We start from the raw sequence: 24313 nt of genomic DNA on the forward strand, positions 1-24313 counted from the left end.
AACCGCATAGATGTCCGGCGTAGCCACTGCCGATCTCGCAATTTTGACGGCAAAGCCAAGGCTGCTTGAAGGAGAACCGAACACCATGCCAGGACAACGCTTCAGGGTCGGTATCGTCGGATTGCAGCCGGGCAGGAGCTGGGCGGCACGGGCCCATATTCCTGCGCTTAATGCCCTATCGGAGAGCTTCGAGATCGTCGGCGTCGCCAACACCAGCTTGGCCAGCGCCGAGAAGGCGGCCGGAGCGACCGGGCTGCCGCGGGCCTTCGCCAGCGTCGCCGAGTTGATCGCGGCGCCGGAGATCGACATCGTCACTGTCACGGTGAAGGTGCCTCCTCACCTGGAGATTGTGAAAGCGGCGATCGGCGCGGGCAAACACGTCTACTGCGAATGGCCGCTTGGCAACGGGCTGGCCGAGGCCGAGGAACTTGCCGCGCTTGCTCGGTCCAAGGGTGTCTTGGGCGTGGTCGGAACCCAAGCGCGCGTTGCTCCCGAAATTGAATATCTGCGACATCTGATCGCCGACGGGTTCGTCGGCGAGGTGCTGTCGACCACTCTGGTCGCGCGGGGCGGCGGCTGGGGCGGCTCCATCTCCGAAAAGAAGATCTACGCCTATCTGCTGGATCGCGCCAACGGCGCCACCATGCTGACGATCCCGGTGGGGCACACGCTGGCGGCGCTCAGGGATGTGCTCGGCGACATCGCGGAGGTATCCGCTGTGCTGGCGACGCGGCGGCCCATAGCGCTCGCCGTCGATACCCGGGAAACGCTGCCCGTGTCCGCCCCGGACCAGGTGCTGGTCAGCGGGGTCCTCGCCAGCGGAGCGCCCCTGTCCATCCATTACCGAGGCGGCGCGGCGCGAGATGACAACGGCCTGGTCTGGGAGATCAACGGCACGGAAGGCGATATCCTGATATCGGGTCCTTCCGGCCATACGCAGATGGTGCAGCTTTCCCTCAAGGGCGCGCGGAACGGGGAGAAGGTGTTCCGGCCGCTGGAGGTCCCCGCCTCATACCGTTCCGGCTGGCCGGAGGATGTGGAGCCGGGGAACGTCGCCCGCGTTTATGCGAGGATGGCTAGGGATGTGCGCGAGGGTACCCGCTCGGCGCCGAGCTTCGAGGATGCGGTCGCAGTGCATCGGATCATCGCCGCGATCGAGAGAGCAGCCGAAAGCGGAAGCCGCACCGCGCTGGCGTGATCGGGCCAAGGATCGCCAGCAACGCGCCTATGGCAACTGCCTGAGCACGCCTACCACCGTCTTTCCGTCGGTGAAATAGGGATCGCCACCGCCATTGCGCCCGGCCTTTGTCGCACCGATGCCTGGTATCTCGCTGGTCGAGATCAGCATGCCTGCGGCAGACAGGTCGCGGATCAGGAAATCGCGCTCGGCGTCGATGTCGGGATCGATATGGTGTGTGATCGCACCGGTGTCGTGGCTGAGCCCAACGCCGCGATCGAAGCTTGCCGAACCCAGCCAGAGCGGCCGGCCATCGTCTCCGGTCGAGTCGGTCTGCCAGAAGCGGACGTGGTGACGGCGGTCGGCACTGTCGCCGACCGGCTTCTCGAAGGCCAGGTCCTGGGCGCGGCCTTCGAACAGCAACCGGCTGACCGGCGCGTCGGGATAGGGCCGATTGAACAGCACGCTTTCGCCGATCTCGATCGCGGTCTTCAGCGTGATGGCGTCGGCGGTATCCCATCCGGCGACGGCGAAGGCGTGGACCAGCTCTTTTTTGGTACCGACAAGGCCGACATTGATCGGATCGCCCGCAATGCCTTGCGGCGTGCGCGTCACCATCTCGAAGCGCTGCGAGCGGAAGTTGCGGTCCCGCAAGGTCCAGAATTCCGGCGCGGCGAAGTAGGCGAGCACGAGATAGCCGGCACAGAACGCCACCAGCCAGGTCGTTGCGCGTCGTCGAAGGCTTCGTCGGCTCATGATTGCCGCCCAATGGTGGCGAGTATCTCTCTCGCGATAGCCCCTGGAAATCAATGGCTATCGATGTACGGCCAATCTATCTTCGGTCGTCATTGGGGACACTGGGCAAAATGAGCCGGAAGCCGATAACCCGCAAGTCAATGGCCTTGACTGCCGAACTTGTCGCTCGGGTCGAGCGGATCGAGCCGGACCCAGGCCCTGAACCCGGTACCAGCGAGCATACAGACGCGGAGTTCGATGATCTGGTCGAACGTCTGCTTTCCGAATACCGGCCCGAAACGCTGTGGGTTTTTGCCTACGGCTCGCTGATCTGGAATCCCGAATTCACTCACATCGAGCAGCGCCCGGCCAGAGCGCCGGGGTGGCACCGCTCATTCTGCCTGAAGCTGACCCGCTGGCGTGGAACCCGTGAATTGCCGGCGCTGATGCTGGTTCTTGATCGGGGAGGCAGTTGCAATGGTATCGTCTACCGGCTGCCAGCGGAAGACCATTTCGGACAGCTCGGCCAGTTGATGCGGCGCGAAATCGATGCGAACCCACCAACCAACGTGCCATGCTGGATTACGGTCCGCACCCAGGATGGGCCGCTGCGTGCCTTGGCCTTTGTCGCCGCGCCGGACGGCAGGGCTTATGCCGGACGCTTGCCGCTTGATGAGGTAGCGCAGACGCTGGCGCGCGCCGCCGGGCATTGGGGCTCATCGGCGCAGTATCTGTTTCGGACCGTCAGCAAGCTCGAAGAAAGCGGCATCAGGGACAGGAATCTGTGGCGCATCCAGGATTTGGTAGCACAGCAAATCGCCGCTTCCACAGGCGCCACCCTGCGCGTCTGATCTAGCGGCAGGCGCGGTAGCCGTTCTTGCGGTTCTTGATGTCGAAATGGAAATGGTTGCGGTGGTCGTAATTGTAGCCGGGGCCGAGCACTGTGGTGAAATACTGACAGCCGTCGGCGCGCACCGTGTTGAGGAAGCCGCGCGTGCGGAAGGCGAACAGGCCGGGCTTGCGCACGTCGATGTCGTTGCCATTGCTGAGCTCGATGCTCATGATGTCGAGGGCGTTGCCTTTGCCGTGCTCCGACAGCACGCCTTCGCCGGCGATCCTGCGGCAGGAATAGCTCGAGCCCTGGCGAATGGTTTTGACGCCGGAGAAATAACGCCAGCGGGCGGACGGGACCAGTTCATTCCTGGTCCAGCCGGCGAAGGTGGCGGCCATATCGCAGGTCAGCGTCGCGGCCGGCTTCATCTGGATGCTGCCGATAGCCGAGACCTTGACCGGATAGTCGATGCCGCACTGGCCTTCCCGGATCGGCGCAAGGTCGGTGTAGACGGCGCCGAGGCGTTTCAACTCCTTGCGGCAGTCGATCTCGCTGGCCGGCATCTGTTCGGGCGGCGCCATCGGCTCGTCCATCCGCGGATAGGCGGCGGTCATGTATGGGTTGGATGGAACGAGGCTCTGCATGCCTGCGTATTTCGGAACGGCTGATGTCTGGCTGCCGACATCGACCGCCGGTTCCAGCGAAAGCACGCTGCCTGTAGTGCAGGCCGAGATCGCTGCGATGGCAAGCGCGCCGGCAACCATGCGCGCGCGTCTGGTTTGCCGCACGGCGACAAACGCTGCGCGAAATATCCCGGCCATTGGCAGGTTCCCTGTCCCTAGATGAGACAGAGCTTAGCCGCCAAGAGTAAAGGAAAAATCAGCGGCCGCGTTTACCGCTGCGGCCAAATTGCGGCGCTGCATGTCGGTTCGGCATCATGTCACTGGCAGAAGGTGCCGCCGTTGCGGCGCGGTGCAAGATCGAGATGGAGATGCAGCGAATGATCCGCATCGCTGCCCGGGCCGAGCACTGTCTTGAACGGTCCGCAGGCTGCCTTGCGCACCGCGTTCAGGAATTTCGCGTCCTTTTCCGACGGCACAGGGCCGACATCGATCTTTCTTCCGTTGGACAAGGTGAAGCTGGCGATGTCGAGCGCGTTGCCGAAGGCGTGCTCCGACAGTTTCCCGCCGCCATTGCGGTGTCGGCAGACAAAGGCGGATGCCTGGCCGATCGACTTTAGCTCGGCGCCGAATTCGGCCTTGGCCGCCGGCTGGATGATATCGGCGGCGAACCGCGCGGCGGCCTCGGCCATCCCGCAGTTCAGCTCGGCTTCGGGGCTGATACCCAACGACTTGCCCAGCGTCTTCAGCGCGATCGGATAGGGGATCGAGCAGCCGACGGCCGCATCGTGCTCGGCCTTGCGTTCCTCGAAGTCGACGCCCATCGACTTCAGCCGCCTGCGGCAGGCAAGTTCTTCCTCCGGCATTTTTTCCTGCGGCACAGAGGCCGAGCGCGGGTCGGGAGGGATTTCTTTTTCCTGCGCTTGCGCCGGCTTCTCCGGCGGTTTCGGGACGGTGGGCGGCGGTTCCGCCTCGGCGGGCTTTTCGCCCGGCGTTGGAGCGATTGCCGGCGGCTCCGGTCGGCTTTCCTTATGCTGGTCCGATTTCTCCGGGCTCAGCGTGCCGGTCGCGGGCTGATCAGGCTTTGGTGCATCCGCAGGACGCGGCTCGGGAACCGGCACGTTGGCAGGTGGGGCTTGCTGGACCGATTGCGACTGATTGAGCTCCGGGACGGGCACGGTGTCGGGCAATTCCGGAGCTTGGGCCGCCGCCCCTGCGAACAGTATCGCCGCTGCCAAAGGCAGCGCCAATCTGATCAATCCGGGAAGGGGGAACGCCGCCATTCGATCTTAACGGCGGGCGAATGCGGAAGTTGCCCTGAATGAAGGGTTGGCCGATCACGATAGGTGACCGCGGTGTTACGCACCGATCGCTTCCAGTCCTTCCTCCAGCCAGTCAGCCAGCAGCGGCATGCCGAGCAGATATTTCGCCGTGCGCTTGTTGGCGCGCTCGCGCGCGGCCGCCAGCGCGTCGGCCCATTCCGAGGCGTCATAATCGCCGCGGCCGACCCAGGCCAGTGCTACGAGCTCGGCCGCCTCGTCGACATTGAGGTCGTTGATCAGTTCGCGCAGTTCCTCTTCGGTGAGATCTTCGGAACTTTCCTCCGCCAGACCGTCATGATGGTGGTTGTCATGCGCTTCGCCATCGAGTTCTACCTCGTGCTCGGCGCCATCGGCATAGTCTTCGTTGACGGCAGCGCTCAGCGCCTTCGCCTTGAGGATGAACAGGCGCACCGTGTCGGGACCGATCGAAAGTTCCCATTCCTTTTCAAGGCGCCGCTGCACTGGCCGTCTCCGGATACTCCGTTTGCCGTCTTCCGGATGATAGCGAATTTGCAGCGCTCGTCACGTCATGTTCGACGCTTCAATTTTCCGACCGGCACAGATCGTTTAAAAAAGCTTTCAGCGGCTATGACTTTTCCGGGATGAAAAGGCTTTTGCCCGGCGTTAGTCCTGCATTGTCATGCTTCAAGGAGGCTTCGATGCGCAGACGATTGCTGATCCACGTTCTGGCGGTTGCCGCCCTGCCGCTGTTTGCGGTTACGGCGTTTTCGGCCGGTGAAGGTGGAGGCGGGAGCGACCAGACCACCACCCAGTGCAAGAAAGGCACGGTCTGGGACAAGAAGCTGAAGAAGTGCGTGGCGCCCAAGCAAGGCATGCTGGACGACGACAACATCTATGAAGCCGGCCACGCGCTGGCGATGGCCGGACGTTATGACGAGGCGATCGCGGTGCTCAGCCTGGCTGCCGACAAGAAAGACCCACGCATCCTCAACTATCTCGGCTACTCGCATCGCCATTCCGGACGCGTCACCGTCGGGCTCGGCTATTACGAGGAAGCGCTGCGCATCGACCCGAACTATACGCTGGTCCGTGAATATCTGGGCGAGGCTCATCTGCAGATCGGCGATCTCGCCGGAGCCCAGGAACAGCTCCGCGAGATCGAGAAGCGCGCCGGCAAGGGGTCTCGTGAATACGGCATGCTGTCGGAGCAGATCGACCATTTCATAAGGAGCTGATTCGGATCCCAATCCTCCTCAACCGGCTGTGAGCAATCGCAGCCGGTTTTTGTTGCCGGCGTGGCGGCATTTCCACAAACGGTCGATGAATTTTCAGAAACCCCCTTTTTTGGGCGTGAAAAACGCGCCAAGATTGCTATATCTAGGGAAATTGCGGTGAGACGGTTCCGTTAGCCCGAGGCTGCCGGACCGTTTTCTTTTTGTACCCATCGACAAGGTCGCTCCCGGAATGCGGGGGCGGCGGCAGGAAAGGTCAGGCATCATGAACAAGGTCCCGATGACAGGCGAGGGGTTCGCGTCATTGAAGGAAGAACTGCGCTGGCGCCAGCAGGAAGAGCGGCCGCGCATCATCGAAGCAATCTCAGAAGCGCGCTCGCATGGCGATCTTTCGGAAAATGCCGAGTATCACGCGGCGAAAGAGGCGCAGAGCCTTAATGAAGGCCGCGTCAACGAGCTTGAGGACTTCATCGCACGCGCCGAGGTGATCGACGTTACCAAGCTCAGCGGCGAAAAGGTCAAGTTCGGCGCCACCGTGGTGCTGGTCGACGAGGACACGGAAGAGAAGAAGACCTACCAGATTGTCGGCGACCAGGAAGCGGACGTGAAGTCCGGCCGCATCTCGATCTCCTCACCGATCGCGCGGGCGCTGATCGGCAAGGAAGTCGGCGATGCGATCGAGGTCAATGCGCCGGGCGGTGCGCGGGGCTATGAGATCGTCCAGGTGCAGTTCATCTGAAGGCCTTTTGATAATTCTACTCCGGCGGCCGGCTAACGCGGCTTTCTGCGCTTCCGGTGCTCACGTACCCAAATGTACGCTCCGCTCCGGTTCTCGAAAACCACGCCATCCGACTCGCCGGAGCGAATTCTTAAAAGGCCTACGTCGGTGGTTGCGTTTTGAGTGCCAGCAGCCTCTCGGCCTCTGCCAGCACTTCCGCAGGCAGGACGCGGCTGCCGGGCGGGGCCAGTAGCGTTGACGAGAACGGTCCGCGCGGGCCGGTCAGGCCTGGCTCCGTCGCCAGAAACACGGCGACGGTCGGCAGACCGAATGCACTGGCGAGGTGGGTGAGGCCGGTGTCGGCGCCGATGACCAGCACCGACCGGCCGATGATCGCGGCGATCTCGGCAAGCGGTGATTTCGGCACCGACACGGTTTGCGGAACGGCCTCGGCAATCGCTTCGGCAACCGCCTTTTCCCTGTCGTTAGACCAGGTGGTGACCGGCGTCATTCCTCTTTCTACGAGAAGCCGGGCAGTTTCGACCCAGTCGCCGGCCGGCCATTTCTTGTCCTCGCGGCTGGTGCCGTGCAGCAGGAAGGCCGGTTTTTCGCCGGCAAAATCCGAACTGCCGGCCGACGGCACGATGCCGGACTCGAGTCTTGAAAAATCCGGCTCATAGCCAAGCGCCAGCCCGAACAGCCGCCTTGTGCGTTCGATGGCGTGCAGATCGCGCGGCACCGCGTAGCGGCGGTCGTAGAATAAAGTCGCCGAAGGTTCGCGGGCGCTCGATCGGTCGAAGCCGGCGATCGGCGCCGCAGCCAGTTTCGCCACCAGGGCCGATTTCAGCAATCCTTGCGCATCGATGACGAGATCGTAACGGCAATCCCGCAAGGCGCGGCGCAATCTTGCCGCTTCGCGCCATGTGCTGGGGACGAGCGGGCGCGTGCGCCAGCGCCGGATCGCCACAGTGTGGATGGTTGCGATCGCCGGATGTAGGGCCACGATGCCGGCAAAAGCCTCTTCCACACACCAGTCGAACGACACATCCGGCCGGCTGCGGCGTGCATCCTCGACGGCCGGAAAGGTGTGGATGACGTCGCCCATCGAGGATGTCTTGACGATGAGCACCCTCATGCGGCGGCCGGCATTTCCAGCAGCCGTTCCGCTGCCGCCGCGACCTGTGCCACCTCGAGCGTTTTCAGGCAATTGAGATGGCCGAGCGGGCAGATTTTCCGGTGGCAGGGCGAACAAGACAGGCCGAGCCAGACAAGTTCGCGCTGCTCGGCGAGCGGCGGCGTATTCTGCGGCGAGGTCGACCCGTAGACGGCAACGATCGGCGTGCCGACCGCGGCGGCGACATGCATCAGCCCGCTGTCGTTCGACACCGCAAGCCTGGCCGCGGCGATCAGGTCGATGGCGTCCTCCAGCCGCGTCTGGCCGGCGAGGTCGACAACGCCTGGTGCAAGCGTGGCGATTTCCGCTGTCACCTCGGCGTCGTTCTTCGATCCGAACAGCGCGACCCTAAAGCCTTTTGCTATCATCTCGCGCGCAAGGCCGGCATAGCGTTCGCTCGGCCAGCGTTTTGCCGGGCCGAACTCGGCGCCCGGCATCAGCGCGACGAATTCTTTTGCCTTCAGCCCGAAACGGCTCAGCAATTCAGCCTGGTTTTTCGTGTCGACGGCGAGCTTGGGAGCGCGGAACGTACCTCCCTGCGCGAGACCGAAATAGGCCTGCGCCGTGCGCCGTTTCATATGGTCGGGCAAGGGAACGATATCCGTCAGCAGCCGGTAGCGCATTTCCTTGAGATGGCCGACACGGCGCGGAATGCGGGCAAAGAACGGCACCAGCGCCGACTTCCAGCTGCCGGGCATGACATAGGCGATGTCGTAGTGGCCGCGCAGCAGGCGGCCGAAGCGCCTTCGGATGCGGAATTCCAGTGCGCCGGATTTCAGCGGCAGATCGATCTGCTGGCGTATTTCGGGCATGCGTTTGACCAGCGGCGCCGCCCATGCCGGGGCCAGCACGTCGATCGCGGCGTTGGGGTGACGCTCTCTCAGCGCCGAGAACAGGCACTGCGCCATCACCATGTCGCCCACCCAGCGTGGGCCGATCACGAGGATCGTTGGGCTTTCAGCCATTCGACATAGTCTCTGACGCCGGTTTCCACTGTGCGAAACTGACCATTGTAACCGGCGGCGCGCAACCGGGACATATCAGCTTGGGTAAAACTCTGGTAGCTGCCCTTGAGATGGTCGGGGAAGTCGATGAACTCGATCTCGCCTTTGCCAAGCGCGCCAATCACCGTTTCGGCAATGGCGCGGAACGGCTGGGCACGGCCCGTGCCGCAGTTGAAGATGCCGCTTGAGCCCCGCTTCCATAGCCACAGATTGACGTCGGCGACATCGCCGACATGGATGAAGTCGCGGCTCTGCTCGCCGGGTCCGAAACCGTCATAGGCGCCGAACAGCTTCGGGTTCTGGCCCTGCTCGACCTGGTTGAACAGGTGAAACGCGACCGAGGCCATGGCGCCCTTATGGGCTTCGCGCGGCCCATAGACGTTGAAATAGCGCAGGCCCGCAACAGGCGAATGGTCTGTGCTGAAGACGATGCGGCGGACATAGTCGTCGAACAGCTTCTTTGAATAGGCATAGACGTTGAGCGGGCGTTCGCATTCCGGCTCCTCGCGAAACTCGGCGCCGCCGCCATAGACCGAAGCGGAGGAGGCGTAGAGGAAGGGCACGCGCAGTGCCAGGCACGCATGCAGCAGCCGCTTCGAATAAGCGTAATTCACTTCCATCATGAACCTGCCGTTCCACTCGGTGGTGGTCGAGCAGGCACCTTGGTGGAAGACGGCCTCGATGCGGCCGAGGTCCCCGGCCTCCAGCCGCGTCAGGAAATCGTCCTTGTCGAGATAATCGGCGATCTGGAGATCGGCGAGATTGGCGATCTTGTGGCCATCGGTCAGGTCGTCGACGACGAGGATGTCGCTAACCCCGTCTGCATTGAGCGCGGCGATGATGTTGGAGCCGATCATGCCGGCGCCGCCCGTGACGATGATCATGAAAGCCTCTGGTATCTTGTGCCGATTCCGGCCCTTATAGGGGAGGCTGGCGGGACTGTCGATAAAGCAGGCGATTGCCCTGTGTCATCGTCTTTCTTGTCTATTTTGTCTGTTTTGTCTATTATGCACAAAACGGAGTGGCCATGAAACACTATCCATCGACGGATCTGAAACAGAAGCTTGGAGACGTGCTCGCGGCTGCCAGCCAGCAGCCCGTCTCTATCACTCGTCACAACAAGCCTAGATATGTCCTGATGAGCATCGAGACCTACGAGGCTCAATTCTCCAAGGATAGCCGCCGGGCCTACGCGGCTAAGGATGCCCCATCCGAACATGTCGAGATGCTTGAGGAATACGCCGCCGAGTTGGATCGTGATTAAACCCAATACCGCCGACGTCTGGCGATATCCGTATCTGTGGCATCGCCAACATGGAGGCGGCGAGACCGAAGGTCGAAAGTCGCGACCGGTCGCCTTCGTGGCCGTCCTTCCGGGGAAAGCCGGCGGCACGAACCTCTTTATCCTTGCAATCATCTCCAAGCCGCCGGGCCGCGATCGCGTCGCTGTTGGCGTTCCGGAGATTGAACGTCACCGTGCCGGGCTTGACCCTATCCCCCTTTGGGTCATAGTCGACGAATACAACCACGATATCCTGGAATCTTCAGCCTACTTCGAACCCAGTGCGCGGATCGGCGCATTCAGTCCGTCATTCCACAAGAAAGTCATGTCCGTTTTCATTGCCGCTGTCCGTACAGGCCATCCCGCGCGCGGACTGAATCGCCTGCAACCGGATATGAAGGAGAAGAGATGCCGTCGACCGAACTGCTTATCGCCTTTTTCGCCACCACAGCGATCTTCGCTTACATACCCGGCCCGGCGATGCTTTACGCTGCTGCGCAAACCATGGCTCGCGGCCGCTGGTCCGGCCTGACGGCGGCGCTGGGTATTCATCTTGGCGGTTATGTGCATGTCATCGCCGCGGCTGCCGGACTGTCCGTGCTTTTCCATGCCGTGCCGACGCTCTACGTGGCGGTCAAGCTGGCCGGCGCACTCTATCTGATCTGGCTGGGCGTATCGCTGTTCCGCGCCAGGGCGCAAGACGATGCGGTAATCCCGGGCATTGTTCCGAAGTCGGCCCGCCGCGCCTTTTTCGAGAGCATCACCGTCGAGGTGCTCAATCCCAAGACGGCAATCTTCTTCATGGCGTTCCTGCCGCAATTCATCGACGCGTCGGCGACATTTCCCGTCTGGCTCCAGTTCCTCGTTCTCGGGACGATCGTCAACCTGATGTTCTCCTCGGCGGATGTCATGTGCGTGGTGCTGGCAGGTGCGCTGATCACCAGGCTGCGGCGCTCGAGCCACGCGCAGCGCCTCATGCGGCGTGCCGGCGGTGCGGTGCTCGTCGGATTGGGCGTTCATGTCGCTTTGCAGAAAAGCTGATCCGTCGGCCGCCATTTGCCGGGATCGGCCCGGCGCCTGCCGTTGCCTTAGGCGGAATTGCGGTATATCGGCTTCGCCATGAACGACCAGCCCCGCCAGTCCAGCGCTTTCACGGCATCGGGACTGGCTCCCATCGCACGTCGCGGATAACATGAGCGAGCAATATTTGCCTTCTCCCGAACCCCTTCACCGCGCCATTTCGCGGTTCAGCGGCGTCACCGTGCTGGTGGTCGGCGACTTCATCCTTGACCGTTTCGTCAACGGCGTCATCGAGCGGATTTCGCCTGAAGCGCCTATTCCAGTGTTGCGCGGGCGTGGTGAAACGTTGGCGATAGGGGGCGCCGGCAATGTCGTCTCCAACATTGTGTCGCTCGGCGCTGCGGCGCTTCCGGTCTCGGTGATCGGCGACGATCATGCCGGCGACAATCTCATGCGGATGCTCGCCGAGCTTGGTGTCGGCACTGGCGGCCTCGCACAGGACGCGAACCGCATGACCTCGTCGAAAAGCCGCTTCAGCGCGCTCAACCAGCAGGTACTGCGCTTCGATGAAGAGGAAATCAAGCCGCTGGGCGACGCGGAGCGGGCGACGCTGATCCGGCATTTCCGCGCCGCGCTCGCGCAAGCCGACATCGTTATCCTGTCCGACTATGGCAAGGGCATGTTGCTCGACGGCGTCGCCGGCGAGTTGATCTCGATGTGCCGTGAAGCAGGAAAGCCGGTGCTGGTCGATCCCAAGGGCCGCGACTATGCGTGCTATGCCGGGGCGACGGCGATCACGCCCAACCGCAAGGAACTTGGCGAGGCGGTCGGACGCGCGGTGTTTGCCGATGACGAGATTGTGGCCGCGGCACGTGAGCTGATCTCGGCGCATGGCTTCGATTTCGTCGTCGCGACGCGCAGCGAAAAAGGCATGAGCGTCGTCGGCGCGGACGATGCCCGCCACATCGCCACGCAGGCGCGAGAAGTGTTCGACGTTTCAGGCGCCGGCGACACTGTCATCGCGACGTTTGCACTGGCTCTTGCCGCCGGCGCCGACCGCAGCATGGCTGCCGCCATCGCCAACGCGGCGGGTGGCGTGGTGGTGGGAAAGCGCGGTACCGCGCGGCTGACGGTCGAGGAACTCAGCGGCGCGCTGTTTCGCTCGCACGGACCGATTGCCCACAGGGATGCGATCCTCGATGCCGCTGCCGCCGCACGGCTGGTCGCGACGTGGAAGGCCGAAGGGCTGAGCGTCGGCTTCACCAATGGCTGCTTCGATATCCTTCATGCCGGCCATGTCAGCCTTTTGCATGCGGCGCGCAGCCAATGCGACCGGTTGGTTCTCGGGCTCAACAGCGATGCCTCGGTGCGCCGGCTGAAAGGGCCGGGGCGCCCGGTCAACGACGAGCATGACCGGGCCTGCGTGCTGGCGGCGCTTGCCTCGGTCGATGCCGTCGTCGTCTTCGAGGAAGACACGCCGCTGGCGCTGATCGAGGCGCTCAAGCCCGACATACTGGTCAAGGGCGCCGACTACACGATCGATCAGGTGGTCGGCGCAGAAGTGGTGCAGAAGGCGGGCGGCCGCGTCGTGCTGGTCGATCTCGTCGCCGGTAAAAGCACGACCGGCACCATCGGCAAGTTGCGCGCCGGCAGTACAAGCTGAGGTTTTCATGTCCGAACTGAACGATTACCTGGTCCGCTCGGCGGCCGCGATCACCGCGATGGTCGAGCGCGACGTCACCAGCGAGATGGAGCGGGCGGTTACCGCTATCGTCGCCGCACTTTCGCAAGGGAAGGCGCTGCTGATCTGCGGCAATGGCGGTTCGGCCAGCGACGCCATCCATATCGCCGGCGAACTGGTCGGCCGCTTCCTTAGGGAACGCAAGGCCTACAACGTCATCGCGCTGCCGGCCAATGCGGCGGTGCTGACCGCCTGGGGCAATGATTACGGCTTCGACACGGTGTTTTCACGCCAGGTCGAGGCGCATGGATCGGCGGGTGCTGTGCTGCTCGCGATCTCGACCAGCGGCAACTCGCCCAGCATTCTTGCCGCCGCCGAACAGGCGCGCACGATGGACATGACGGTGGTCAGCCTGACCGGCGACACTGGCGGCAAGCTCAAGCAGCTCTCCGACATCCTGCTCAACGTGCCCTCGACCTTCACGCCGATCATCCAGCAGGGGCATCTGTGCCTGTATCACCATCTGTGCGAAATGGTCGAAGCGCGCCTTTGCGATGGCTGACAAAGCGGTGACGCCGCACTCGCTGGTTGAGCCGGGTCTTTGGGTGGAGCGGATCGGTACCTCGGTTTTTACAACTGGCACGCCGGCGCTGTTCCTCGACCGCGACGGCACCATCAACCTCGATACCGACTATCCCAGCGATCCGGCCGACATTGTGCTACGGCCTGAGATGCTGCCGGTGATCGCTGCCGCAAACCGGGCCGGAATCCCGGTCGTCGTGGTGACAAACCAGTCCGGCATCGCGCGCGGCTACTTTGACTGGAGCGTTTTTGCCAATGTGAACGGCCGTGTGCTGGAGCTGTTGCGCACTCGGCGCGCGTTCGTGGACATGGTGCTTGCCTGCGCCTATCACGAGGCGGGTGAGGGGCCGCTGGGCATCGCTGACCACCCGATGCGCAAGCCCAATCCGGGCATGCTGCTTGAGGCAGCCAGATGCCTCGGGCTCGATCTCCAGCGTTCATTGATTGTTGGCGACAAGCCGGCTGATATGGAGGCGGGGCGGCGCGCGGGCCTGTCGCAAGGCTGGCTGGTCGACGGCGAGGCGTCCGGAGAGCGAGGATTTTCGGTTCTACCGCTGCGCGACCATCGCGACTTGAGCGGGCTGCTGGCGGCGATCGAGGCGCTCTGGCCGTGATCTGTCCAGGTCAGGATAAATCGCGTCCGGCGTGCCCTGCCATCCAGATCAAGCCGAGAAAGCCACCAGGCCCTCGTCCTTGACCCGACGGATGGTCAATGCCGTCCGCACCGTATCGACGTTCGGCGCCGAGGCCAGCTCCTCGATGACGAATGTCTGGAAGGCGCCGAGGTCGCTTGCCACGCAATGCAGCAGGAAGTCGGATTCGCCCGACACCATCCAGGCGTCGCGCACGATCGGCCAACCGCGTGTGCGTTCGGCGAAGGTTTTCAGCTCGGCGTCCGCCTGGTGGTGCAGGCCGATAAGGCAGAAGGCGACGACGTCCAGGCCGAGAGCCGGCGCATTGAGCAGGGCGCGGTAGCCTCGGATGATGCCGGTCTCTTCCAGCCGCCTGACGCGGCGCAGACATGGCGGCGCCGAAATGCCGACACGGCCGGACAGCTCGACATTGGTCATGCGCCCGTCTTGCTGAAGCTCGCGCAGGATCTTCCAGTCGATGGCATCGAGGTCGGCTTTGAGCGGCATGGATACCTTCGGCGCTTCACGCAAGAATCTTTCGCGATTCTGTAATTAAACGACTTCGGCGTCCATTCCATCCCTTCGCCTGGTGATTTTCGAACAGTTACCGCGCAAGATGTTCATGGATCGTCTGTTTGTGCCGAAGCTTTCCGGGGACGAAGGCCAGGTCGTCTTGCTGGCGTCGCCTGCAACACCTAGATTAAGGCCGATATCGATCTCCCTGTGCCGGACGCTTCATTCGCGTCCGGTTGTTGTGAAAGCCCTGCTATGACCACCAAGCACGCGCCCGTTCTCATCATCGGCTCCGGTCCCGCCGGTTATACGGCGGCAATCTACGCCGCCCGGGCCATGCTGAAACCGATGCTGGTCGCCGGCCTGCAGCAGGGCGGCCAGTTGATGATCACCACCGATGTCGAAAACTATCCGGGTTTCGCCGATCCGATCCAGGGTCCGTGGCTGATGGAACAAATGCTGAAACAGGCTGAGCATGTCGGCACCGACATTATCAACGACATTATCACCGAGGTGGACCTCAATGTCCGCCCATTCCGCGCCAAGGGTGATTCCGGCACCACCTATACCGCCGACGCGTTGATCATAGCCACCGGCGCGCAGGCGAAATGGCTGGGCATCCCGAGCGAACAGACCTTCATGGGCTTCGGCGTATCGGCCTGCGCCACCTGCGACGGCTTCTTCTATCGCGGCAAGGATGTCGCGGTGATCGGCGGCGGCAATTCGGCGGTGGAGGAGGCGCTCTACCTTTCCAACCTGGCCAAGAGCGTGACGGTCATTCATCGGCGCAGCGACTTCCGCGCCGAGCGCATCTTGAGCGAGCGGCTGTTCAAGAAGGACAATGTCCGCATCATCTGGGACACCGTCGTCGACGAGATCACCGGCCAGTCCGGCAAGATGCCGCTGCCGCCCTCGGTAGAAGGGCTGAAGCTGCGCAATCTGGTGACCGGCCAGGAGATGCATCTGACGGTCGACGGCGTGTTCGTGGCGATCGGCCATGCGCCGGCGGTCGAACTGTTCGCCGGCAAGTTGAAGCAGAAGCCGAACGGCTATCTGTGGACGGCGCCGGATTCAACCTGCACCGACGTGCCGGGCGTGTTCGCCGCCGGCGATGTGACCGACGACATCTACCGCCAGGCGGTGACGGCGGCGGGACTCGGCTGCATGGCCGCGCTCGAGGCGGAAAAGTACCTCGCCGGGATCGAAGTTCACCGCGAAGCGGCGGAGTAAGAAAGCGGCGGAGAAAGCCGCGCAAAAGCCTGATTTCTCATTCAGGCGCTAAAAACAGGCAGACGCCAAAAACAGAACGGGGGCATCATGGCGTTGGACTGGGACAAGCTACGCGTGTTTCACGCTGCGGCGGAGGCTGGGTCGTTCACCCATGCCGCCGAGACGCTGCATTTGTCGCAATCGGCGATCTCGCGGCAGGTCAGCGCACTCGAACACGACGTCGGCGTGCCGCTGTTCAATCGCCACGCCCGCGGCCTGGTGCTGACCGAGCAGGGTGAGATGCTGTTCCGCACGGCGCATGACGTGCTGATGAAGCTGGAGACGATCAAGTCGCGGCTGACCGAGGCCAAGGACCGGCCCTCCGGCGTGCTCAGGGTGACGACCACGGTGGGGCTCGGCGCCGGCTGGCTGACCGAGCGCGTGCAGGAATTCATCGAGCTCTATCCCGAGATCAGCCTGCAGCTGATCCTGGCGAACGAGGAACTCGACCTCACCATGCGCCGGGCGGACTGCGCGATCCGGCTGCGCCAGCCGCAGCAGCCCGATCTTATCCAGCGCCGCCTGTTCACCGTGCATTTCCATCTCTATGCGGCGCCTTCTTACGTCAACAGGTACGGCAAGCCGGCGTCGATCGCCGAGTTGAAGGCCCATCGCATCGTCACCTTCGGCGTGCCGGTGCCGGCGCATCTGTCGGAATTGAACTGGCTCGAAACGGTCGGTGATTTCGAAGGCGGGCAAAGAGTGCCGACGCTGCAGATCAACGACATATTGTCGATCAAGCGCGCGGTACAGGGTGGCGCCGGCATCGCCATGCTGCCCGACTATGTGGTCAGCAAGGACTCAGGGCTGGTGCAGTTGCTGCCGGAGACCGAAGTGCCGTCCTTCGACACCTATTTCGCCTATCCCGATGCCATGAAGAACCAGGCGAAACTGCATGTCTTTCGCGATTTCATCATTGCCAAGGCGCGAAGCTGGTCGTTCTAAGGGCATGTCGATATTCAGGTGATGCCGGCCTGCGAAGGAGGGCTTCCTGCGCTTCCGGCCTTCGCCGGCCGGAGCACTCATGGGCGTTCGCGGCAGTTAAGGCTACGGCCGGCGTAGGCCGGTAGTCACGGACCCAAATGTCCGCTCCGTTCCGGGTTTCGGAATCCCCGTTCTCGGCTCGGCCTGACCTGAATCTCAACATACCTTGAAATAAAGCGGTTCCGTTTTCCGGGCTCACTCACGCCATGGCGTCAGGCGGGGCAGCCAGCCGGGAACGGCGCGGCGGTAGGCCTCGTAGTCGACGCCATAGCGGCGGGCAAGCGTCGGTTCCTCATGGAACTTCACGAATGAGACCATGGCCGCGGCCGCAATGACGGCGTAGGCAACGAGCGCCCAGCTCGAAAACAGCAGCGCCTGGCCAAGGATGATCGACAGCACGGCTAGGTACATCGGATTTCGGACATGGCGGTAAACGCCGCCGACGACCAGTCGTTCGGTCGGCGCGACCGGCGCGGGCGTGCCCAGCCCTTGGAGGGCAAAACGGGCGAAGGCATGAAGCAGCAAGGTCGTGGCGACGACAATCAGGACCCAGCCGACCGGTACCAAGCCGGGCAGGGTCGACCACGGCAGACGATAGCGATGGGTCAGCAACCACGGCAGCAATCCCGCGACCATGCCGGGTGCTGCGATGAAGAACAATGCGCTGCCGGCGATCGCCGAAACTCTCCGCACCGGTGGCTCCTTGCCAGATTGCCGCAGAAATGAACGCGAACTGCCCGATTCCACGCCATTCGGCGTTTTCAGTGTTTTCACCGAGAATTAATGTTGATTCGCCTTTTCCGCTGTGATTCCCGGCTCGCGAACGCCGCGTTTCGACGATTTTTCTGGTCCTATGAGGCCAAGGAATGGGTTAGACCACAGCCTGTGTCATTTTGCATGTGTGTGTTGCAAAATAGATGCTTGTTTCTTGGGCATGATGAGCACATATATAGATCATCTCCTGGGCGCGTTCTCCTCCCATTAGCGCCCTAGAGTGTTCCCCTCTGGAGGTTAGCCCTAACAGGCACTTCCAATCAAACTCAGCCGGATCTTCATTGATCCGGCTTTTTTGTTGCCTGAAACCTGCCGGCTCGAAGGGAAAGCCGCTCGAAATTGTCGCGTAACAGTGACATGTAACCTCAGGTAACATATCGCAGGCGCTCCGCATCGACTAAGCCTATCATAGGACGCGGTGTGGTTCGTGCGGGAGATGGGGGCATCACTCGGACGATCCGGGCTCAGGCGGCTACCGCGTCCGAACCATTCTTCCGCTGAAGCCGTCAGGCGCTGGCGGCATGTGCGGCGGACCTGCCGTTTCGCCTCCCACGAAGACGGTCCGCAAGAGAGCGGCGTCCGGATCATTCCGGGCGCCGTTTCCTTGTGTTCGCCAAGTCCAGTGTCAGGCGGCCTTGCCGTTGGCGCTCAACGCCTCGTCGGCCAGGCGGCCGGTGAGTTCGGCCATATGGTCGAAGGCGGCACGATAGCTGGCCACGCCGGCGGTGGCTGAACGCAGTTCGATGATCAGGTCGCCGATTTCGGCCTGCGGCATGGTTGCCTCGACGACATCCCATCCAGGCCAGCCGGGCCGCGCATCGTAGCCGAGGATCTGGCCGCGCCGTTGCGGGATCAGGGCGATGATCCTCGACGTCGCGTCGGACGGCGTGACGATCTCGACCTTCATGATCGGTTCGAGCAGCACCGGCGAGCAGGCCGCCATGCCTTCCTTCATCGCCAACTTTGCCGCCATCTGGAAGGCCATGTCCGACGAATCGACGGCGTGGTAGGAGCCGTCGGAGAGATTGACGGCGACATCGACCACCGGAAAGCCGAGCGGGCCGGATTTCAGATAGTCGCGCACGCCGGTCTCGACCGACTGGATATAGGTCTTCGGCACGGCGCCGCCGGTGATGGTGTCGGTGAACTGGAAGCCGGAGCCGCGCGGCAGCGGTTTGATCTCGATCACCACGTCGCCAAACTGGCCATGGCCGCCCGACTGCTTCTTGTGGCGGCCACGCTGCTGCGCCGTTTTGCGGATCGTCTCGCGATAAGGCACGGCCGGCGGATGGCCCTCGACCGGGATCTGGTTCTTGCCTTCCAGCCGCTCGCGCACGACGCGCAGATGCATCTCACCATGGCCCGACAGTACAGTTTCGGCCGAATCCTGATTGTGGCGCAGGCTGAGCGAAGGATCTTCTTCGGCAAGGCGCTGGATGGCCGCCGACATCTTCACCTCGTCCTTGCGTTCCTTCGGGCGCAGCGCGAAGGCGAAGACCGGTTGCGGCGGCGCCAGTGTGACCAGCGGCTTGATGCCGCCCTTGACCGAGCTCAGCGTCTGGCCGGTCGTGACGTCGTCCAGCTTACCGAGGGCGACCGTGTCGCCGGCCGTAGTCGAGGTGAGCTTTGTCTGGTCCTTGCCGAGCATTCTGTAGATGCCGGAGACCTTGGCCGTGGCGCCATTCGAAAGGAAGAGCTCGGAGGCGTCGGCAAGCTGGCCGGACAGGATGCGCGAGACCGACAGCTTGCCGCCATGCGCAGTGTGAATGGTCTTCATCACCTGGACCACGGTCGCCTTGCCGTCAGGCGCGCCGAGGCGCTTGCGGGTCGCCTCGATGTCGGGCGCGTCGTGGCGGATCGTCTTCAACAGGCGCAGCACGCCGTTGCCCTTCTCGGCGGTGCCGATCAGCACCGGCGTCACCGCGCCGTCACGGAGATCAGCGGCGAGGTCGTCGAAGATCGCGTCCTTCGGCGGCTCGATCTCTTCGAGGAGCTGTTCCATCAACTGGTCGTCATGATCGGCGAGCGTCTCCAGCATCGAAAAGCGCGCCTCGAGCTCGCGCGCCTTGTCGTCACCTGGAATATCGGCGATCTCGCTTTCGGCATATTCGCGATAGATGTAGGCGCGCTCCAGAGCGAGATCGATCGAGCCGATGACGACGCCGTTCTTGCGCAGCGGAATCTGGCGAAGCAGCAACGGCACCGAGCTTGCCGGCTGCAGCATCTTCAGCGTGTCGCGTACGGCTGATATGGCCTTGTCGACCTTGTTGAGGAACATGATGCGCGGCACGCCGAGATCGTCGAGCTTGCGCATGATCAGCTGCAGGGCAGGAATCTTCTTCTCGTCGGCTTCGGCGACGACGACGGCGATGTCGCAGGCGGCGAGCACCGGCTCTGCCTCGAAAGAGAATTCGATGGAGCCGGGACAATCGACAAAGGTGAGCTGCTCGCCCATGAATTCGGTGGTGGCAAAGGTCGCCTCTACGCTCATGGCGTGGGCGCGCGCCTCAGGCGAATGATCGGAAACGGTGTTTCCCGACGATACGGGATTCTGGCGGGGAATGGCGCCGGTGCGGGCCAATATGGCTTCGAGAAGTGTTGTCTTACCGCTTGCAAAGGGACCGACTATGGCAATGCATTTCGGTCCCGTACGTCGTCCTCCGGCGCGAGTTCCCATGACTGACCTCCACTCAGGCGTTTCCCTGGGAGCGGCGGCCGGCCTGTCGGCCGTCGCGGGCGGGGCTTTTTTCAGTTTGCCACCTACCCAAAAGCATCGTCCCACGGGTTAGCCGGGAGGGCAAGGGATTTGAGGTTCGGGGCAATCGGGTGGGCCCGATTGCCCTTCTTTCTTGCTGCTTCAAACGCCGGCGGTCGCATCTGCGACCTTGGCTTCACGCGCCAAAGGGCGCGACGGCCGGTCGGCCTTGCCATTTTCGCTTCGCGAAATGGTTTCCACCGCCGATACAGGACAGGAAACAGGATTTTTCCTTCACCCGATTGCCCTGATTTGAGGTTCGCCTTACGTCGCGGATGTTGCCGCAACGGACGCAGGGTGGACACCACCTCGCCGACAGGTTTCAGCCGGCCCGGGTTCGGCGTGGTGCCAGCGTGGCTTCGTCCCTGCTTTGCTCGGCTACCGTTTCGGCAAAGCGCGCCAGCAGCGGATTGAACAGGTCCGGATGCTCCCAGAATGGAGCGTGCCCGGTATTGGGAATGACGTGGCAATGTTCCCATAACGAGCCGTAGGCGAGCGTTTCAAAATATGTGAGCCGGACAAACGGGTCATTCTCGCCGTTGACGATCGCTAGCGGAAATGCGGCCTGCTCGACAACCTGCTTCTGATCGGCACCCTTGCCGGTGATCATGCCCCGCGTCACTGCAGCGCGCAGCCGGCCGTCCGTGCGCAGGATGGCCTGGCGGAAGGATGGATCGGCGGTGTCGCCGAAGCATAGGGCTTCGAAGCGCTCGGCATCGCGCTCCGAGTAAGCTTTCTTGGACGCGAGCAGCATGTCCCAGTGGGCATGAAAGCCACGCAGCATACCGAACGGTCCTTTCGACACCGGTGGGGCGCCGGTCAGCATCAGCCCGGCGACCGCCTGGTGAAAACTCGCGAGCTCAATTGCAACGTGCCCGCCGAGCGACCAGCCGAAAACGACGGCGCGATCGATTCCCAGGCTGTCGAGGAGCTGAGCCGCCGATTGAGCTAGGCCAGCTATCGTATAGGCGGTCGCCGGGTCATCGGCGTCGGACGATTCACCGTGGCCGGGAAGATCGAAGGCGATCAACCGGTGGGCAGCCGCCAGGGAACTGTCGAACTGCCGAGCGAATACCGCCCGCGAACTGCCCGAGCCATGGATCAGCACGATGGGGATGCCCGAGCCCGACGACTGGCTGAGGCGCAAATCCGCTTGCTGGGTGCGGATCGTGCGGTGGGAAACGACCATGCTGGATTAGACCCTCGGATTGGCTGACGGCCAACGTCGCATCTCAAGGTCACCATGTTGTTTAGGTTTGTGGTTAAGAAAGGATTTATCAGCGGCAATCGGGTACAATGACGAATCCACGAGAGCTAATCTAAGGGGACCATTGGTGATGGAAGGCGCGCTCGATCTTCTTGTCTCGATCACCAGCATCGCGACGCTCGGTCAATATGCCTGGTCCATGCGCGCTCATTTTCAGTCGCCGACCATGCCGCCAGGTGCCATGATCGTTTCGGCCGTTGTGATCGGCGTGGCGTTGTTCTTTCTCGCGATCCTGTGGATCGAACGGCAGCCGGTGGCGGCGAAGATCGGCGGGCTCGCCATCGAACTGGCAAGCTCCGTTCTGTTCTGGTGGGCGATCGCCATTTCCCGCAAGGCACGGCTGCGCTTTGCGTTCGACGCCGACAATCCCGACAGCCTGGTGACCGACGGCCCTTACTTCTATATCCGCCATCCGTTCTATGCGTCCTACATCATCTTCTGGATCGGATGGGGGATCGCGACCTGGTCGATCTGGGCGGTGGTGCCTGTCGCCGGGATCGTCGTCATCTATACGATCGCTGCGCTGGACGAAGAGAGGAAGTTTTCGCGCACTGCGCTGGCCGGCGCCTATGGAGCGTACCGCGCACGCGCCGGCTTGTTCTGGCCGCGCCTGCGCCGTGATCGGCGAAGCCGCCGGATGCGAGCATAGGCGTCCCATCAAATCCCGCGACAGAGCCGGCGCCGAACAGCCGCGAAAGCGGTTGCAGCATGATGGCTATCGGACGAAAGTGCCCGTTTCTAGCAACAAAAGGAACGGTCGCCGCCGACCGATCCACCATCAGCTTGAGGATTCGCAACGATGAAGATCATTGCCTGTGGCAGCGCACCGACCATTATTGCGCCGGAAAAGTACTTTACCGGCCGTGCGTTGCAGACGCCGATCATCGAGAAGGAAGCGCCGGCGCGGCTGCGCGCCGTGCTGGTCAGTTTCGAGCCGGGCGCGCGTACCTACTGGCATACACACCCGCTAGGCCAGACACTCTACGTAGTATCGGGCGCGGGCCTCGCTCAAAGCTGGGACGGCCCGATACAGGCGATCAGGGCCGGCGACGTCATCTCTTTTGCGCCTGATGAAAAACACTGGCACGGAGCCGCCCCAAAATCGGCGATGGCGCACATCGCCATGCAGGAGGCGCTCGACGGCGTCCACGCCGACTGGCTGGAGGCGGTGACCGATGCGCAGTATGGCGGCTAAGCCGGGACGCGACGGGCAGCCGTTGAGGTGATTTCCACACTTATGTTTGGAGTCGTGATGTCGAACCGTCGCTTGCCTCTTGTTGCCGCCGTCTATCTCGGCACATTCGTCGCACTGCTCGACGTCAGCATCGTCAATGTCGCCCTGCCGACAATCCAGAATGCGCTCGCTATCGACTTCGCTGGGTTGCAATGGGTGATCGACGCCTACACGCTTTGCCTGTCGGCCTTTATGCTATCGGCAGGCCTGATCGGCGACCGTTACGGGCGCAAGCGCTCCTGGCTGGCAGGCATCGGCATCTTCGTGGCCGGTTCTGCCATCTGCGCAATGGCACCCAACCTGCCGGTTTTGCTGGCGGGCCGGGTGGTGCAAGGAATCGCCGGATCGCTGATCATTCCAGGTGCGCTGTCGATCCTGACGCAGGCGTTTCCCGACGCCCGCGAGCGCGCCGGTGTCATTGGCGGCTGGGCGTCGTTTGCCGCCATCTCGCTGCTCGCCGGCCCGGTGGTCGGTGGCATCCTGGTCGAAGCCGCCGGATGGCAGAGCATTTTCCTGATCAACCTGCCGCTCGGCTTGGCCACGATCGTCCTGGGTGCGGCTTCGGTCGCAGAGACTTCGCACCCCGAGCATGCCCATCTCGACCTTGTCGGCCTGGCGCTCAGCATCTTCTGGCTCGGCGCGCTGACCTTCGGCCTGATATCGGCGGGCGAAAACGGTTGGGGCGATCCGCGGACGGTCATGGCGGTTGCTGTCGGCCTGGCCGGCCTGGCGGTCTTTCTTGCCTTTGAGGCGCGTACGCCAAGGCCGATGCTGCCGCTCGGCCTGTTCCGCGACATTCGCTTTGCCGTCGCCAATGTCGCGTCCTTCGCACTCGGCCTCACCTCTTACACCAGCGTCTTTCTCTATTCGATGTTCCTGCAGCAGGCACAGGGCTGGTCGCCGACACAGACCGGCCTGCGAATGGCGCCGCTGTTTCTTGTCCAGATGGTCGTGTCGCCGGCGATCGGCAGGCTCAGTCAGCGCTACGGACACTCGGCGCTGATGACCGCCGGCTACCTTTCGAGCGGTCTTTCCATGCTGGGCATGTGCTGGGTCGGACCTTCGACACCCTATCTGACGATAGGCTTGCTGTTTGCCATCGGCGGCTTCGGCAACGCGCTGTCGATCCCGACCGGCAGCGCTGCCGCGATGTCGTATGCGCCGCGCGAGCGGTCGGGCATGGTGTCGGCGGTGATCAACGCAACCCGCCAGGGCGGCACCGCCATCGGCATCGCGCTGCTCGGCGCCTTGATGAGCATGCGGGCAACGACCTTGCTGGCGACGCAGCTTGAAAATGCCGGCATCGCCAATGCCGGAGCGACAGCCCGCGCGGCTGTTTTGCGGCATGATTTCGCAACCGATGCGGCAATGGGCGAGGACGGGCTGCGCGGCCTGTCCGCAGCCGCCTATGCCGGGGGCTTTCATGCGGCGATGCTAACGGCGGCCATCGTTTCGTTCGTCACGGCCGGGCTTCTGATCGCCATTCTGGCGCCGGCCGAGGCGGCGCGCGAAACCAATCAGCCCGATCGGCAAGGATGAGGCTGG

The 24313-nt window shown here is 63.0% G+C and carries 25 protein-coding genes; 14 read left to right on the top strand and 11 right to left on the bottom strand.

What is annotated here, in order from left to right; all coding sequences use genetic code 11:
• Window positions 1-85 precede the first annotated feature (85 nt).
• Window positions 86-1198 carry a Gfo/Idh/MocA family protein gene (locus ABID19_RS00110; RefSeq protein WP_354487058.1) on the top strand — a complete coding sequence of 371 codons (1113 nt, stop codon included), beginning with the start codon at window positions 86-88 and terminating at the stop codon, window positions 1196-1198.
• A gap of 27 nt (window positions 1199-1225) precedes the next feature.
• Here the strand turns inward: ABID19_RS00110 and ABID19_RS00115 are convergent, their stop codons facing one another.
• On the bottom strand, window positions 1226-1933 hold the full coding sequence (locus ABID19_RS00115) for an LssY C-terminal domain-containing protein (protein WP_354487059.1): 708 nt from the start codon (window positions 1931-1933) through the stop codon (window positions 1226-1228).
• 110 nt (window positions 1934-2043) lie between these two features.
• On the opposite strand from ABID19_RS00115, the gene ABID19_RS00120 reads away from it, so the two are divergent.
• Window positions 2044-2763 (top strand): gamma-glutamylcyclotransferase, encoded by a 720-nt coding sequence (locus ABID19_RS00120; RefSeq protein WP_354487060.1) that lies wholly within the window; start codon window positions 2044-2046, stop codon window positions 2761-2763.
• A 1-nt stretch (window position 2764) separates the two neighbouring features.
• Here ABID19_RS00120 and ABID19_RS00125 read toward each other — a convergent pair whose 3' ends face one another.
• The 3 genes from ABID19_RS00125 to ABID19_RS00135 all read right to left on the bottom strand — a co-directional run bounded on the left by ABID19_RS00125 (window position 2765) and on the right by ABID19_RS00135 (window position 5148).
• On the bottom strand, window positions 2765-3565 hold the full coding sequence (locus ABID19_RS00125; RefSeq protein ID WP_352933679.1) for an extensin-like domain-containing protein: 801 nt from the start codon (window positions 3563-3565) through the stop codon (window positions 2765-2767).
• 119 nt (window positions 3566-3684) lie between these two features.
• Entirely contained in the window at window positions 3685-4647 is a 963-nt protein-coding gene (locus ABID19_RS00130; protein ID WP_354487061.1) for an extensin-like domain-containing protein, read from the bottom strand.
• Window positions 4648-4722: 75 nt separating this feature from the next.
• Window positions 4723-5148, bottom strand: coding sequence for a DUF3775 domain-containing protein (locus ABID19_RS00135; protein WP_352933685.1), 426 nt, complete (start codon window positions 5146-5148; stop codon window positions 4723-4725).
• A 197-nt stretch (window positions 5149-5345) separates the two neighbouring features.
• Here ABID19_RS00135 and ABID19_RS00140 point away from each other — a divergent pair, with 197 nt between their 5' ends.
• Together ABID19_RS00140 and greA are read left to right on the top strand one after the other, a co-directional pair.
• The gene (locus ABID19_RS00140; protein ID WP_354487062.1) at window positions 5346-5882 is read left to right on the top strand and encodes a tetratricopeptide repeat protein; all 537 of its coding nucleotides are present in this window, start codon (window positions 5346-5348) and stop codon (window positions 5880-5882) included.
• A gap of 262 nt (window positions 5883-6144) precedes the next feature.
• Window positions 6145-6618, top strand: a complete 474-nt coding sequence (gene greA, locus ABID19_RS00145) for a transcription elongation factor GreA (RefSeq protein WP_065012064.1) — start codon at window positions 6145-6147, stop codon at window positions 6616-6618.
• Window positions 6619-6757: 139 nt separating this feature from the next.
• Here the strand turns inward: greA and waaC are convergent, their stop codons facing one another.
• From waaC to rfaD, 3 genes are read right to left on the bottom strand one after another with little or no spacing between them, the layout of a single operon-like run.
• Window positions 6758-7732: a lipopolysaccharide heptosyltransferase I gene (gene waaC, locus ABID19_RS00150; RefSeq protein WP_354487063.1), complete on the bottom strand. Its 975-nt coding sequence runs from the start codon at window positions 7730-7732 to the stop codon at window positions 6758-6760.
• Window positions 7729-8736: a lipopolysaccharide heptosyltransferase II gene (gene waaF, locus ABID19_RS00155; RefSeq protein ID WP_354487064.1), complete on the bottom strand. Its 1008-nt coding sequence runs from the start codon at window positions 8734-8736 to the stop codon at window positions 7729-7731. The genes waaC and waaF overlap by 4 nt, the downstream gene beginning before the upstream one ends.
• Window positions 8709-9659, bottom strand: a complete 951-nt coding sequence (rfaD, locus tag ABID19_RS00160) for an ADP-glyceromanno-heptose 6-epimerase (protein WP_354487065.1) — start codon at window positions 9657-9659, stop codon at window positions 8709-8711. Before rfaD ends, waaF begins: the two co-directional genes overlap by 28 nt.
• A gap of 143 nt (window positions 9660-9802) precedes the next feature.
• On the opposite strand from rfaD, the gene ABID19_RS00165 reads away from it, so the two are divergent.
• From ABID19_RS00165 to ABID19_RS00185, 5 genes are all read left to right on the top strand, one after another.
• Window positions 9803-10039: a type II toxin-antitoxin system Phd/YefM family antitoxin gene (locus ABID19_RS00165; RefSeq protein WP_354487066.1), complete on the top strand. Its 237-nt coding sequence runs from the start codon at window positions 9803-9805 to the stop codon at window positions 10037-10039.
• A gap of 426 nt (window positions 10040-10465) precedes the next feature.
• Complete coding sequence (locus ABID19_RS00170) at window positions 10466-11098, top strand: LysE family translocator (RefSeq protein ID WP_127206370.1); 633 nt, start codon at window positions 10466-10468, stop codon at window positions 11096-11098.
• A 151-nt stretch (window positions 11099-11249) separates the two neighbouring features.
• Window positions 11250-12740 carry a D-glycero-beta-D-manno-heptose-7-phosphate kinase gene (rfaE1, locus tag ABID19_RS00175; RefSeq protein WP_354487067.1) on the top strand — a complete coding sequence of 497 codons (1491 nt, stop codon included), beginning with the start codon at window positions 11250-11252 and terminating at the stop codon, window positions 12738-12740.
• Between the two features lie 7 nt (window positions 12741-12747).
• Window positions 12748-13320 carry a D-sedoheptulose-7-phosphate isomerase gene (locus tag ABID19_RS00180; protein WP_354487068.1) on the top strand — a complete coding sequence of 191 codons (573 nt, stop codon included), beginning with the start codon at window positions 12748-12750 and terminating at the stop codon, window positions 13318-13320.
• On the top strand, window positions 13313-13954 hold the full coding sequence (locus ABID19_RS00185; protein WP_354487069.1) for a D-glycero-alpha-D-manno-heptose-1,7-bisphosphate 7-phosphatase: 642 nt from the start codon (window positions 13313-13315) through the stop codon (window positions 13952-13954). The genes ABID19_RS00180 and ABID19_RS00185 overlap by 8 nt, the downstream gene beginning before the upstream one ends.
• A gap of 48 nt (window positions 13955-14002) precedes the next feature.
• Here ABID19_RS00185 and ABID19_RS00190 read toward each other — a convergent pair whose 3' ends face one another.
• Window positions 14003-14479, bottom strand: a complete 477-nt coding sequence (locus ABID19_RS00190) for an Lrp/AsnC family transcriptional regulator (RefSeq protein WP_352933714.1) — start codon at window positions 14477-14479, stop codon at window positions 14003-14005.
• A gap of 261 nt (window positions 14480-14740) precedes the next feature.
• Here ABID19_RS00190 and trxB point away from each other — a divergent pair, with 261 nt between their 5' ends.
• On the top strand, window positions 14741-15715 hold the full coding sequence (gene trxB, locus ABID19_RS00195; RefSeq protein ID WP_352933716.1) for a thioredoxin-disulfide reductase: 975 nt from the start codon (window positions 14741-14743) through the stop codon (window positions 15713-15715).
• 87 nt (window positions 15716-15802) lie between these two features.
• Complete coding sequence (locus tag ABID19_RS00200) at window positions 15803-16699, top strand: LysR family transcriptional regulator (protein WP_354487070.1); 897 nt, start codon at window positions 15803-15805, stop codon at window positions 16697-16699.
• A gap of 234 nt (window positions 16700-16933) precedes the next feature.
• Here the strand turns inward: ABID19_RS00200 and ABID19_RS00205 are convergent, their stop codons facing one another.
• The 3 genes from ABID19_RS00205 to ABID19_RS00215 form a co-directional block, all read right to left on the bottom strand.
• On the bottom strand, window positions 16934-17431 hold the full coding sequence (locus ABID19_RS00205) for a methyltransferase family protein (RefSeq protein ID WP_354487071.1): 498 nt from the start codon (window positions 17429-17431) through the stop codon (window positions 16934-16936).
• A 706-nt stretch (window positions 17432-18137) separates the two neighbouring features.
• Window positions 18138-20189, bottom strand: coding sequence for an elongation factor G (locus tag ABID19_RS00210; RefSeq protein WP_354487072.1), 2052 nt, complete (start codon window positions 20187-20189; stop codon window positions 18138-18140).
• Between the two features lie 400 nt (window positions 20190-20589).
• On the bottom strand, window positions 20590-21456 hold the full coding sequence (locus tag ABID19_RS00215) for an alpha/beta fold hydrolase (RefSeq protein WP_354487073.1): 867 nt from the start codon (window positions 21454-21456) through the stop codon (window positions 20590-20592).
• Between the two features lie 148 nt (window positions 21457-21604).
• Between ABID19_RS00215 and ABID19_RS00220 the strand changes: the two genes are divergently transcribed.
• The 3 genes from ABID19_RS00220 to ABID19_RS00230 all read left to right on the top strand — a co-directional run bounded on the left by ABID19_RS00220 (window position 21605) and on the right by ABID19_RS00230 (window position 24307).
• Window positions 21605-22183, top strand: coding sequence for a methyltransferase family protein (locus ABID19_RS00220; protein ID WP_354488240.1), 579 nt, complete (start codon window positions 21605-21607; stop codon window positions 22181-22183).
• Between the two features lie 150 nt (window positions 22184-22333).
• Window positions 22334-22729: a (R)-mandelonitrile lyase gene (locus ABID19_RS00225; protein ID WP_354487074.1), complete on the top strand. Its 396-nt coding sequence runs from the start codon at window positions 22334-22336 to the stop codon at window positions 22727-22729.
• A gap of 57 nt (window positions 22730-22786) precedes the next feature.
• Window positions 22787-24307 (top strand): MFS transporter, encoded by a 1521-nt coding sequence (locus ABID19_RS00230; protein WP_354487075.1) that lies wholly within the window; start codon window positions 22787-22789, stop codon window positions 24305-24307.
• Window positions 24308-24313 lie beyond the last annotated feature (6 nt).

Origin of the sequence: Mesorhizobium robiniae (assembly GCF_040545535.1) — a bacterium.
In the GTDB taxonomy this organism is placed as follows: Bacteria; Pseudomonadota; Alphaproteobacteria; order Rhizobiales; family Rhizobiaceae; genus Mesorhizobium; species Mesorhizobium robiniae.